This is a genomic window from Allopontixanthobacter confluentis (assembly GCF_009827615.1).
In the GTDB taxonomy this organism is placed as follows: domain Bacteria; phylum Pseudomonadota; class Alphaproteobacteria; order Sphingomonadales; family Sphingomonadaceae; genus Allopontixanthobacter; species Allopontixanthobacter confluentis.
The window spans coordinates 75,086-88,851 of record NZ_WTYU01000001.1 but is presented as its reverse complement, the minus strand read 5'-3'; the positions used below and the strand labels follow the sequence as shown (position 1 = coordinate 88,851).

General features: G+C 62.9%; 6 protein-coding genes. 2 read left to right on the top strand and 4 right to left on the bottom strand.

Annotation, left to right across the window (positions count from 1 at the left end; translation table 11 throughout):
- The first annotated feature begins 16 nt into the window (after positions 1-16).
- A complete protein-coding gene (locus GRI44_RS00365) occupies positions 17-670 on the top strand; it encodes a dienelactone hydrolase family protein (protein WP_160599347.1) in 654 nt (217 codons plus the stop codon).
- On the top strand, positions 667-1,350 hold the full coding sequence (locus GRI44_RS00360) for a phosphoribosyltransferase (protein WP_160599346.1): 684 nt from the start codon (positions 667-669) through the stop codon (positions 1,348-1,350). The genes GRI44_RS00365 and GRI44_RS00360 overlap by 4 nt, the downstream gene beginning before the upstream one ends.
- Before the next feature lie 15 nt (positions 1,351-1,365).
- Here the strand turns inward: GRI44_RS00360 and GRI44_RS00355 are convergent, their stop codons facing one another.
- From GRI44_RS00355 to GRI44_RS00340, 4 genes are read right to left on the bottom strand one after another with little or no spacing between them, the layout of a single operon-like run.
- Complete coding sequence (locus GRI44_RS00355) at positions 1,366-1,941, bottom strand: NAD(P)H-dependent oxidoreductase (RefSeq protein ID WP_160599345.1); 576 nt, start codon at positions 1,939-1,941, stop codon at positions 1,366-1,368.
- Positions 1,942-1,991: 50 nt separating this feature from the next.
- Positions 1,992-4,421 (bottom strand): phosphoenolpyruvate synthase, encoded by a 2,430-nt coding sequence (gene ppsA / locus GRI44_RS00350; protein WP_160599344.1) that lies wholly within the window; start codon positions 4,419-4,421, stop codon positions 1,992-1,994.
- Positions 4,418-12,628: a GH36-type glycosyl hydrolase domain-containing protein gene (locus GRI44_RS00345; protein ID WP_160599343.1), complete on the bottom strand. Its 8,211-nt coding sequence runs from the start codon at positions 12,626-12,628 to the stop codon at positions 4,418-4,420. The genes ppsA and GRI44_RS00345 overlap by 4 nt, the downstream gene beginning before the upstream one ends.
- The gene (locus GRI44_RS00340) at positions 12,625-13,662 is read right to left on the bottom strand and encodes a universal stress protein (protein WP_160599342.1); all 1,038 of its coding nucleotides are present in this window, start codon (positions 13,660-13,662) and stop codon (positions 12,625-12,627) included. The genes GRI44_RS00345 and GRI44_RS00340 overlap by 4 nt, the downstream gene beginning before the upstream one ends.
- Between the last annotated feature and the right edge of the window lie 104 nt (positions 13,663-13,766).

Below are 13,766 nucleotides of genomic sequence, written 5' to 3'. Positions count from 1 at the left end.
ATGAAGGGCAAGGTGAATGGACCGGAACATTTCGGACTGCCGCGAAATACATCTGGCTACTGACCCGCCGCTGACCGGCCTGCTGGGCGTGCCCGATAATCCGCTTGGCCTTGTCATATTTGCCCATGGCAGCGGCAGCGGGCGGTTCAGCCCGCGCAACAATTACGTGGCACGGCGGCTGCGGGATGCCGGGTTTGCGACCTTGCTGATCGACTTGCTCGACCGGCAGGAAGAACTGGACCGCCGCAACGTGTTCGACATTGCCCTGCTCGCCTCGCGGCTGGTCAAGGCGACAGACTGGGCCGCCAAATTTCCTGAAACGGCGGCTTTGAAACCGGCATATTTCGGTGCCAGCACCGGCGCCGGGGCAGCATTGCAAGCGGCCGCAGGCGATCGCCGTATCACCGCCATTGTATCGCGCGGGGGCCGCCCCGATCTGGCCGGGGATGAGGCATTGGCAGCTGTCACCGCTCCCACCTTGCTGCTGGTGGGTGGGCTGGACGCGCCCGTCATCACCTTGAACCAGGCTGCGGCGGGCGCGCTCACCTGCCTTCACAAACTGGTCATAGTGCCGGGTGCCAGCCATTTGTTTGAAGAACCCGGCACGCTGGAACAGGTGGTCGATCTGGCAGCAGACTGGTTCAGAACCTATGCCGGGGGCCGCCGATGAACGCGCATTATTTGTTTGCCAATCGGGCTGCTGCCGGACGTGCGCTGGCACAGGCGTTGGAACAGGTGCTGGCGGAAACGGACCTGGCCGATCCGGTCGTTCTGGCACTGCCGCGCGGCGGGGTTCCCGTCGGCTTCGAAGTGGCACAGGCGCTGGGCGCTCCGCTCGACATCATCATGGTCCGCAAGATCGGCGCGCCGGGCCACAAGGAATATGGCATCGGGGCCATTGTGGACGGCGCACCGCCGCAAATCGTGCTGGACCATGCCATTGCCCGCACGGTGGGTGCCACTGATGCCTATATCGAGCGAGAAGTGGCCAGCGAACTGGCCGAGATCGAGCGCCGCCGCGCGGCCTATCGGACAGGGCCGCCCTGTCAGGTCAAAGGGCGCACTGCCATTGTGGTGGATGACGGAATTGCCACTGGCAATACCGTGGAAGCGGCGCTGCGGGCGCTGGCAAAATCAGGGCCAGCCAAAATCATCCTGGCGGTGCCTGTCGCCCCGCATGGCGCATTGGCGCGCCTGCGGCCCCTGTGTGACGCGGTGGTCTGTCTGGCCACGCCGGAGCCGTTTTATGCAGTAGGCGCGCATTATGCCGATTTTGGCCAGACCAGTGATGAAGAAGTGGTCGATCTGCTGGCCCGCGCGCGACCGGGCTGCAGCCAGCCTTCTGACTGACGCCGCCATCGCTAGCTAGCGCCCGTACCGGCCCAGCGTTTCCACCTTTCGCAGCCATTTCCTGCGGTATTTGTCGCTTCGTTCCACACTGCCGACCAGTGATACGCGCACTGGCGACACCCCGGCAAACTGCAACACATTGCGTTTCAGGCTTTTGACGCTGTGCGCGCGGAAATATAAGGCATAAGCTGCAGCCGGCATCCCCATTGTCACCACCAGACGCGCTGTTTTGCCATTCAGCATCTTGCGATACATCCCGCTTTCCAGCGGCTCAAGGGCAAAGCCGGGACGGGTCACCTGTTCCAGCAGCGCCTTTAGCAGCGCCGGGCAGTCGCCCATCCACAAGGGGTAGAGGATGACGATATGCTCAGCCCAGCCGATGGCATCCTGCACCTGCACCAGGCTTTCCGGAACGCTGCCCGATTTCCAGTCTTGCGGATCGCGCAGGACGGGAAAATCCAGCTTGGCGAGGTCAATCCGGCGGACATTGTGCATTTTTTCCGCCCCTTGCACATAGGCTGACGCGAGCGCGTGAATGTAATGATCGCGGTCATCATGCGGATGCCCATCAAGAACCAGAATACGTCGCATTTGCTGGTGCCTATCGCAGCAGCGTTACAGGCAGTAATGCGTAGATGTCCCTACCGTGATTGCGCCCGGCCCTGCCGGCCCGGATGCGCGGCGGCCTCCGCTTCGGCGACATGGCGTTTCACGGCGACAAAACTGTCGGGCGTTACGGATATGGAATCGATGCCGCATTCAACCAGAAAGGCTGCAAATTCGGGATGGTCGCTGGGTGCCTGCCCGCACAGACCCACTTTGCAGCCATGCTGATGCGCTTCCTTGATGACATGCCTGATCATCCATTCCACAGCCGCGTCACGTTCATCAAACTGGTCAGCCAGCAATTCTGAATCGCGGTCAATGCCCAGCGTCAGTTGCGTCAGATCGTTACTTCCGATGGAAAACCCGTCAAACCGCCGGGCAAATTCGCCCGCCAGCACCACATTTGCCGGAATTTCGCACATGACATAGGTTTCAAGGCCTGCCTCGCCCCGGCGGAGGCCTTCCTGCGCCATCACTGCCAACACTTTGTCGGCTTCTGTCACGGTGCGGCAGAACGGGATCATCACTGCGACATTGGTGAAGCCGAGATCTTCGCGCAGGCGCCTGATCGCGCGGCATTCCAGCGCAAAGCCGGCGCGGTATTGCGACGAATAATAGCGCGATGCACCTCTGAAACCTAGCATGGGGTTTTCTTCCACCGGTTCAAACTGTGATCCGCCCAGCAATCCTGCATATTCATTGGTTTTGAAATCGCTCATCCGCACCATCACGGTGGCCGGATAAAACACCGCGGCAATGCGGGCGAGATTGCGCGAAAGATGTTCGATAAAATATTCGCCCTTGTCCGCGAACCCTTGCGTGAGCTGCGCAATCCTGGCTTTTTCCGGCCCATCTTCCAGCGTGTCAAAATGCACCAGAGCCATAGGATGGACACAGATGGCATTGGCGATGACAAATTCCATCCGCGTCAAGCCGACCCCATCGGCAGGCAATTGCCACCATTTTGCGGCAGCCGCCGGATCGGCAAGGTTGAGCATCACTTTGGTCGCGGTTTCAGGAAGGCTGGCGAGGTTGATGGTGCGGGCCGTGATGGTTGCGGCGCCTTTGTAAACCGTACCCAGATCGCCGCTGGCGCAGCTGACAGTGACCATCTCGCCCGGCTGCAAGATTTCTGTCGCATTGCCTGCGCCCACTATGGCGGGAAGGCCAAATTCGCGGCTGACAATGGCGGCATGGGATGTGCGCCCGCCATGGTCTGTAACAATGGCAGCGGCGCGCTGCATGATCGGGCCCCAATCCGGATCGGTGGTGGATGTGACCAACACCGAACCATCGACAAAATCGCCAATGTCGGCCGCATGGCTGATGCGGCACACCGGCCCGCTTACTGCCCCGTTCCCGATGGCCAGCCCTGTTACCAGCGGCATTCCGGCCTGCTCCACCGCATAGGTTCGCAGCGTGCCGCGCCCCTGCTGTGACTGGACTGTCTCGGGGCGGGCCTGCACGATGAACAGCCTGCCATCAGGGCCATCCTTGGCCCATTCCATGTCCATCGGGCAGCCATAATGGTCTTCAATCAGCACTGCCCAGCGCGCCAGTTGAAGAATGTCACTGTCGCCCAGAACGAAGCGTGCCTGTTCCTGCTCGCTGGTCGGCACATTGGCAGTGGTGGCACCATCACTGTGGGAATAGACCATCTTTGCAGCCTTGGTGCCGCGGCGTTTCAGAATGATCGGGCTTATTGCGCGCTGGTGCAGCATTGGTTGGCCCAGCAATGGTTTGAAAACCTGCCATGCGTCAGGCTCCACCGCCCCCTGGACGACATTTTCGCCCAGCCCCCAAGCCCCTTCGATCAGCACGACATGGGGAAATCCGCTTTCCGTATCGATCGAGAACATGACCCCCGCACCGGCCAGATCAGCGCGGACCATCTGCTGCACGTCAATGGACAGGGCCACGGCATTTTCGGCAAAACCATGGGCCGCGCGGTAGGCAATGGCGCGGTCTGTATAAAGCGAGGCATAGCACCGCTGGCAGGCCGCTAGCAGCGCGTCTTCACCGCTGATGTTAAGAAAGGTTTCCTGCTGTCCGGCAAAGCTGGCTTCGGGCAAATCTTCGGCAGTGGCACTTGACCGCACGGCAACTGCCAGATCGGCAGTCTGCGCTGTGGTGCAAAGCGCGCGATAAGCCTGGCGGATGGCCATTTCCAGTGCGGCAGGCCATGACCCTGCGGCAATGGCCGACCGGACAGCAGCGCCAGCATCGGCCAGCGCGATCTCCCCCTCACGCTGGCGCGCAAGCTGGCCTGCTATCCCTTCTGTCAGGCGGTTGTGCGCCAGAAAGGCACGAAACGCATCTGCCGTGGTGGCAAAACCGGGCGGCACGCCCACCCCCAGTGGCGCCAGCGAACCGATCAATTCGCCCAGCGAGGCGTTTTTGCCGCCCACCAGCGCAATATCAGCGCGCGTGACCTGGGACAGATCAACAATCAGCCGTGGGGTCATGTCGCCTCCTTTTCGGGTTTATTGGCCAGGGCGGCGAGAATGACCCGCACGTTGCGAATTACGCCATCGCCCGGAAATTCGACGCAATCCCCGCTTATCTGCTGGCCATCGACCATGATCCGGGTTTCTCCGGCCTTGGCGGACCGTTCCACGGTCAGCTGGATGGCAGCGTTGCCGCGCCTGTATGTGGCGCTATATCCGGGCCAACTGGCGGGTATAGCCGGCGCAATGTGCAAGGCGCCCGCCCGCAATTCAAGCCCAAGCAATCCTTCCACACCCAGCCGCCAGGTCCATGCCGCAGCGCCTGTATACCAGCTCCACCCGCCTTTGCCGCGGTGCGGCGGGGCAGAGGCAATATCGCCTGCGGTCACATAGGGTTCGATGCGGTACAGGTCCGCGCCCTGGCGGCTGGCGGTGCGCCTTGCCGGACAGATCATGTGGAAAATATCCAGCGCCGCTTCCCCATGCCCTCTGCCCGCAAGCGCCAGCCCCAGCCATGCCGCAGCGTGGGAATATTGGCCGCCATTTTCCCGCAGGCCCGGCGGATAGGCCTTGATATAGCCGGGATCGATCGGCCCTTTGTCAAAGGGCGGCCACAACAGGCGGGCAAGGCTGGCTTCTGCGTCAATCAATTCGCTGCGCGCAGCAGCCAGCGCCATATCCACCCGCGCCGTGTCAGCGCCGGCAAAGGCAGCCCAGCTTTGCGAAATGGAATCGATCCGGCATTCAGCCTCGCTTGCAGAGCCGAGCGGATGGCCGCCATCATCATAGGCGCGGCGATACCAGCCGCCATCCCAGCCCGCTGTTTCTGCATTGCGCAAAAGGAAAGCTGCCTTCTCCGACCAGAAATCCGCTTCGCGCAGGCGGCCTGACTGCCGCTCCAGCCCGGCCAGCAAATCGGCACAGACCGAAGCGAACCAGGCCAGCCACACGCTTTCCCCGCGCCCGGCGTCGCCCACCCTGTCCATCCCGTCGTTCCAGTCGCCGGTCCCCATCAGGGGCAGGCCGTTCTGGCCGCAAGCCACCCGTTCCAGCGCCCGTTCACAGTGATCAAGCAGGGTCGCCCCCGAAGGTGCAGCGTCAAAGCGCGCGTAACGGTCATGCTCGTCTGGCGACAGGGGCGGCGCGGACAGGAAGGGGATGGTTTCTTCCAGAATGGCGGCATCGCCCGTGGCGGCGACATATGTGCCGACTGCATAGGGCAGCCACAGCAAATCGTCTGAAAAACGGGTCCTGACGCCCCTGTCTGTCGGCGGGTGCCACCAGTGAAGAACATCCCCTTCCTCGAACTGATGGCCAGCACAGACCAGCAGATGTGCGCGCGCCCGCGCCGGGTCGAATGGCAGCAGGGCCAGCACATCCTGCAACTGGTCGCGAAAACCGATTGCGCCGCTGGCCTGATAGAACCCGCTGCGCGCCATCACCCGCGAGGACAGGCTCTGGTAGATCAGCCACCTGTTGATCATCAGATCGAACGCCGCATCGGGTGACTGGACACTTACCGTTCCCAGAATATCGTCCCATTGGCTGCCGATGGCAATAAGGGCAGGTGCGGCCATACCGGCAGCGCGCCACTTGGCCGCCAGCGCCCTGGCATGGCTGCCATCATCTCCTTGCCCCAGGATAAAAGTCACTTCCTGTGTTTCGCCCGGCGCCAGATCGAGGTGGACCTGATACGCAGCGCAGGCATCCGCGCCCGCCGATTGCGCGCCGGAAAGCCCCCACCGGGCCAGGGCCGCAGGGTGCGCGGCCTGACCTTCGCGGCCCAGAAATTCCTCGCGGTTACAGGTCACACCGTGGGCATCGATATCGGCAGTAAGAAATGCCGTGCGCGCGGCAAAATCCGCGTTCCATGCACTGCTGGCAAAAATGGTCTGCGCCGCCCCGTCAAAATTGCTGCGCACATGCCGCCGGGCGATGGAAGGGAGCGAGCCGAGCAGCCATTGCGCATAATACGTCGCAGTCAGGCGGCGGTTGCGGCCGGTCAGATTGGTAAGACGCAGGCGGATGATCTTCACCGGATCAACCACATCGACAAAGACTGTCTGTTCCTGGCGGATGCCGCGCGATATCTTGTCCCACGTCGTCTGGCCTGCTGCATGGCGTATCCGGCATGGCGCATCCTGCCCGGCAGGCTGCGGCGTGACGGACCAGACCTCGACTGTTTCCTCGTCCCGCAGATAGAGTGTTTCCACCGGCGGATCGGACACCTGATCATTGGTCCACGGGGTCAGGCGGTTTTCGCCGCTGTTGATGGCCCAGCTGAACCCGCCGCCAGCTTCTGTGACCAGCGTGCCAAACCGGTCATTCGCCAGCACATTGGCCCATGGCGCCGGGGTGGACTGGCCCGGTTCCAGATAGATGACATAGTTCCGCCCATCAGGGGTGAACCCGCCATAGGAATTTTCAAACAGCAGCCCTTGCGTGCGCTCCACTGGGCCTGCCTCATCCGGCGCTGGCGCAACGGTAGGCAGCATGGGCGGGGGCAAGGCTGCGGGCGCCAGCATCCCTTCCATCTGCTGCGACAGGGGGCCTTTATCATCATCCAATATGGCCCAGGCCATGGCTTCCAGAAGGCGGACCTGATCGCCCCCGATCTGGTCGGCAAAGATCAGGTGAATACCGCCATTGCGGCCCAGCATATCGCGCGCGCCAATGTGCCGCAGCAATTCATCCAGCTCGCCGCGCATCGGCTCTGCATAGGTGGAACCGCGGGTCTGCAGCAGCACCAGATCCACCGCCAGCCCCGTTCGCCGCCATAATTGGTGGACCCCGGACAGCAAGGGAACAAGGGTATCCTCCCCTTCTCCCACCTTCAGCAGCAGGATCGGCAGATCGCCCGACAGGGCCAGACCCCAAAGCCCGCTTTGCCCCAGCGCATTGTCCCTGATCTGCGTCGGCGCGGCACGAAGCGCTGCGTGCGGATGGACCAGAACAGAGCCAAGCGACTGGATTGCTGGCAGTATGTCAGGCGCCAGCCGGAAGCGGCTGATGGCGCGCGCGGTTTCCAGTGCCGCATCATCAATCACCCATTGCAGGGATGGCAGGGTGGCGTGCCGCGTCGCAATTTCCAGCGCTGCCGAGCGGCTGGCCGCTGCGGCGGTAACAATGCACAGCACATGCTGTTCGCCCGGCTGCAGGGTGATTTCGCATTGCAGGGCAGACACCGGATCAAGCGTCCAGCCCGCACTGCCCGTCAGGCGCTGTGATGCGCCCGCCGGGCCGCGCAGGGTGCGGCCACGGCCAATGAATTGCCGCCGGTCCACATCATGCGCGATGCCAGCCACCACTCCTTCGCTACCGACCACAAACTGGACCATGACCGCAGGCGTCTCGCGCGAGTGGCGCGGCCGCCGGGTGAACAGCAGACCCCCGATGCGGGGCACAAATTCACCGCCCACGAACAGCTTGGAAAATGCCGGATGGCGTTCATCCTCCTGCGGCAAGGCCAGCACCACTTCGGCATAGCTGGTCAGCCGCAAATTGCGCCGCTGGCTGCTTTCATTGACCAGCGTGATCCGCCGTATTTCGAGATCATCGCCGCTGCCAACGCATACTTCCATGCGCAGATCGATGCCATTGTCGCGGCGATGGAATTCGGCCAGATGGGGCTGGAACGTGGCATTATATTCCTGCGCCCTGTGGCCGGTCGGCTGGCGCGTGGCGGACCATGTGGCGCCATTGTCCATGTCCTGCACATACAGCCACATACCCTCCTGATCCAGCGTGGCGTCGGGCGCAAAGCGCGTCAGTGCCTGGCCATGCCAGCGAAGGCCGCCCCCGCCCGCTTCTGAAATCACGCTCGACATCCGCCCGTTGCCCAGCACCAGCACCTGGGGAAAAGGTGTTGGCGCAGGGGCCCAAGCCCTGATGTCACCAGGGCCATGGCCGGCTGCTGCTGGCGGCAACGCCTCCATCCGCGTGATTTCCGAGCCGATTTCATGCGGCACACGTTCACTCAGCAGCAGCGACACCAGACGCATCTGCGGATCACGCCCGAACCGTTCGACCATCAGATCATTGGTCAGCAAATTGGCAATCGAACACAGCACCATGCCCTGATGGTGCGCCATATAGGCGATTACCGGCGTAAACCCTCCGCTGGCGGGGGCGCGGTCAGGGGTGAAATCCAGCGCTTCCCACAAGCCGAAGCGTCGTTCTGCACCCATCAGGGACAATTGCCGCAAATTGGCCGTGGCATGGCCCGGGGCCACCATCAGCGCCAGCGCGGATGCGTAGGGCGCAACCACCTGATCACGCGCCAGCCCCCGTTTCAGCCCCAGCCCAGGAGTTCCGAACGCCTGATACCGGTAGCGATGTTCAGGATCCCGTTCGGCATAGGCGGATTCGGACACGCCCCACGGGATTGCGTGCCTGAGGCCGTAGCGGCGTTGTATCTCCACCGCCACACGCTCGCTTTCGCCCAGCAGGGTTTCCGGCTCCCCCTTCAGCAACAGCCGCGGCATCAGATATTCGAACATCGAGCCATTCCACGAAATGAGCGACAATCCGCCGCGCACCCGCGTCACTGGCCGTTCGAGATGGAACCAGTGTTCCATCGGCACATCGCCCTTGGCGATGGCAAAGAAACTGGCCAGCCGGGCTTCTGATGCCAGAAGATCATAATGATGCGTGTCGATCCGGCTGGTGGTGACATTGTGGCCGATGAAGAACAGGGAGCGTTCCTGATCGTAAAGCCACGAAAAATCCATCGACCACGCCAGCGTTACCGCTTGCCGGGCCAGCGCCAGCATTTCTTCGGCAGGATCGGCATCGGCGGCCAGATCGCGGGCCATTTCATTGCAATGATGGCGCAGCCGGTCGATCCAGACAAACAGGTCGCGCACCGCTTCAGGGGCGGCATCGCCTGTTTCCTCCACAATCCGCGCGGCGGCATCTTCAAGTGACGGGAGGGCGCTGGAATGGACCCAGTGCATCAATGGCTGTTCTTCTGCCCCGGTAACAATTGCGGGAATGCGTGCCTGCACCTGTTCGATGGAACTTTGCAGCGGACCGCCGGTGCCCATCTGGCCTGCCGCTTCTTTCACCAGCGCCAAGAGATCACCCAGCCCCGCCCAGCGTTGCTGTTCCAGCCGGTCATGCGAGGCAGCTTCGCGCAGGGTTTCGGCATAGGCAATCAGGCTGACCGCAAGGTTGCCGCTATCGACAGTGGAGACATAGCGCGGTTCCAGCGGGCGCAGATGATGCGTTTCGTACCAATTGTAGAAATGGCCGCGATACCGTTCCAGCCGGTCCATCGCGCCCAGCACATTGGCACCGCGTGCGGCCAGTTCCATGCGGCCGACATGGCCCATGTCCCACGCCGCCGCGGTGGACAGCAGCAGCATGCCGATATTGGTGGGCGATGTGCGGTGGCCGATTTCCTCGTGCGGCGGCCCCTGGTAATTATCGGGCGGCAGCCAGTTGTCTTCCGGCCCGGCAAAGGATTCGAAGAAATACCATGTCTTTCGCGCCAGCAGGCGGAGGTAAATCTCGTCCCCGTCACCCAGCGGCACCACAGGCGATCGGCGCGGTCTGCCGCTCCACAAGGCAATTTCCGGTGCCAGTATCCACACCCCCAGCAGCGGCCCTGCACTGATCAGCGCCATTGGCCGCAGCCATGCCAGCATGGCGCAGACCAGCGCCGCAATGAGCGAACCCAGCCACATATCGCGCCACACAGCGGCGCGCGCACTGCGCTGGCCGAAATGGGCGGCCACATGGGCGGCAGATGTCCATTGCAGCAGATGCCGGTGGCTGACGAAATTGCGCCACAGCGTCACCGAAATGGCCGCCATCGACAGCAGTGCTTCGTGCATCAGATACACCATGGCCAGAAACCACCGGCCAGCCTGATCCAGAAACCGGCCCATCAAGCCATAAGTCGCGCCAGAACGGCGCCCGCGCGCCAGTCCGCTGATGACATCGGTAAACAATTGCCAGCCAGGAGCCAGCACGACCAGAGCGGTCCAGAACCATGGGCTGCCGGGCAGCACGAACCAGCCGGCCAGCGCCAGCAGCAGCAGCCCCGGCGCCACCAGACTGCGGCGCAGATTATCGAAAATCTTCCAGCGGTCGATCGCGGAAATGGCATTGCGCAAGCGGGCGCCATCTGCCGCCGGTACGCGCGGCCACAGCCACGCCAGCAATTGCCAGTCCCCCCTTATCCAGCGGTGCAGGCGGCGCGCATATTCGGGATAACTGGCGGGAAACCCTTCATACAGCACAATGTCGGTCGCCAGTGCCGCGCGGCCATGCGCGCCTTCGAACAGATCATGGCTGAGGATGCGGTTGTCGGGCGCGCGCCCTTCCACGCTGGCGTGAAAGGCATGGACGTCGTAAATCCCCTTGCCCACGAAAATACCGTCGCCAAACAGGTCCTGATACACATCCGAAACGGCCCTGCTGTAAATATCTATCGCGGTTTCCCCGGTGAACAGCCGCGCAAACAGGCTGCGCATCCCGGCATGGGGGGAAATTTCGACCCGCGGCTGCACCAGCGTATATCCGCTGGTCACGCGCCCGGTTGCGCGGTCAATCACCGCGCGGTTCAGCGGGTGCGCCAGCGTTCCGACCAGCCGCGCAACCGACCCTGGCGGCAACAGCGTATCGGCATCGACCGTCACGACATAGCGGACCTTGTGCAAGGCGCCGACCGTGCCTTCGTGGATGGAAAAGGCCGACCAGTCACCATGCACCAGCAGCGTGTTGAATTGCTGCAATTTGCCGCGCTTGCGCTCCCACCCCATCCAGCAGCCTTCGCCATGATTGAACTGGCGGGGCCGCATCAGCAGGTGAAATGGGCCTGCGCCCGCCTTTTTATGCCGCTTGTTGAGTGCCCGGACCGTGTCGATAAGCGCGACTTCCAGCGCCTTGTCATCCGCCATCACTTTCTGCGGGGCATCCGCCAGATCAGCCAGCAGGGCCACTTGCAGATGCGGGTCAACATTGGCCAGCCAATGCGTTTCAAGCTGCGCTGCAAGTTCGGCGATTTCTTCGGCCGAACGGATCAGCACGGGCAGAACCACGAATGTCCGCGCTTCTGGCGGCAGCCCTTTCCTGAAATCCAGCTTGGGCAGGACACGGGGCGGCAAGATCCGGGTGATTGCCCAATGCACACCGGTAATGGCCAGCACCGATGCCGGAACAATGCTGACCGCCATGGCCGCCACCCACCCTGCCATATCGGCGCCGGCAAAAGCCAGATAGAGCGCGGGCAGAACCAGCGAGATGATAAAGGACAGGACCAGCGCGGCTGCATAGAAGCCGCCTGGATGCGCCAGTATCAGCCTGCGCGGGCGCTGCGCGAGCGGCACAAAGGCCCCGACTTCTGTCTCAAGCTGCTGCCGCCCAGCGCCCACCAGCCAATAGCCGACATGGCGGCGCACATCATCTGCACTGCCTTCAAACGCCAGGCTGAGTGCCGCAGACGTGATCGCGCTTTCATCCGCCGTGCCGGCACGGGCGAGTTGTTCCACCGCATTCCGGTAACGGTCGCGGGTTTCAAAATCCATCTGCGGATAATGGCCCGACGGATCATCAGCCAACGCCTTTTCCACTTCGCTGGTCTGGTCGAAAAAACTTTCCCACGGCACCGCAGCCACGATCGCCAGGTTGGATATGGCGCGTGCGACCCGTTCTGTCGGATCGAGCGACAGCGATTCCCCGGCCTCGGCGGACAGGGGAAAGGGCATTTCCACCTGCCCTTCCAGCAGCGGAGTAAGCGATGCGATCAGGATTTCGACGCAGGCAATCCGCAGCATGGTGGGGAAAGCCCATAATTCAGCAATCTTGAGCGGCTGTTCCTGCTGATAGGCGCACACAAACTGGACCGCACTGGCCAGCGATATCTGGAGGTAGCCCGCGCGCAGAAATTCATGCGCCAGCGCAAAGACCCGCGGCTGGTTGGCCGCATGACCCACCACCACCGGCAATTGATCGTAGAAGGACGGCGGCAGGTCCTTGTCAATCTGCTGCAGGGCGCGGTGGACCTGATAATCATTATCCAGCAGCCATTCCGCAGCCTTGGATGCATGGGGCGGCGGATCAACGCAGTGGCGCCGCACCCTTTCCAGCCAGCGCCGTGCCGCAGCGCCGCTGGCCAGCACCGGAATCTGGCCGGGCGGACCTTGTGTAATTCGGTGGTGGGCGGCCAGTTCCTGGGCCGCAACCACCAGCGGCGGCGCAGGTTCAGCCGGCGCTTTCACCCCGCAAAACGAAACGCGGATACGTTCCGGCAACTTGCCGGTTCAGGGCCGAAGCTGCACTGGATATTGGGCCGCACGATCAGCACCGGCACAGGGGCGTGGCCAGCCAGATATTCCGTCACGCTGCCGCACGCCACATCTGCCAGCCCGGTATTGCCGTGCGATGACATGACGATGAGATCCGCATTTTCTTCTGCCGCCAGATCACGCAAGGTGGCCCGCGGATCACCCGGGCCGCGGGTGACAATGCTGACATTGACGCCATCATCCACACAGCGGCTGCGCAGATTATCCAGATGCTGGCGGGCATTGCGCCGGTTGTGCCCGTCAATCTGCATGGCCAGGTTCTCCACCTGCGGCGCGCGCCCTGCGCCGACCACTTCGAGCCGGGGAACAACATGCACCAGCACCAGATCAGCCGCATGGGTCCGCGCAATCCGGCGGGCAATGGGCAGCACGCTGTCGCCCTGTGCTGAACCGTCTATCGGCACCATGATCCGCCGGTATCCGCCAGTGCGCGGCGGGCCGGGGGGCACCAGCAGCAGCGAATGTTCGGCCCGGTCCAGCAGGCCCTGCGCCGTTGCGCCCAGCCCTTTGCCATTGTTGGAACCGCGGCGGCCAAGGGCCAGCAGGGTCGCCCCGTTTTCGCGCGACCATTCGGACAATTCTTCGACCGGCGCACCTGCCAGCAACACGCTTTCGGCCAGCGTTTCAGGCTGATCCCTGGTGGCAAACCGGTGCAGATTATCGCGCTGCAGCCGGCGCCGCATCTGCCATTCGACAGGGTCTGCCGGCGACGCAAAATGTCGCGGGGAATCAATCACTCTGGCAAATGTCACCTGCAGGCCCAGACTGCACGCAATCGCCGCTGCCTGCGCTGATACAGCCTCGGCATGGTCGGTATCATCCACGCAGGCCACCAGACGCGGCACCGCCCCTTGCGGGCTTGCCTTGTGCAGATCATCCAGCGGCTGCGGAACCGGGCGTGGCCCAGAGCCTCGTTCAGCACGATACTCAAACTGGTGGATGTCCATTGCAGCGTCCTTCGCAGGGGTGGGTTATGGTTAAAACGATTCTCCTCACCAGCCCCATGACGATGCCCAAACCCACCTGCCGCGCCTATAGGGAAGCATCCGTA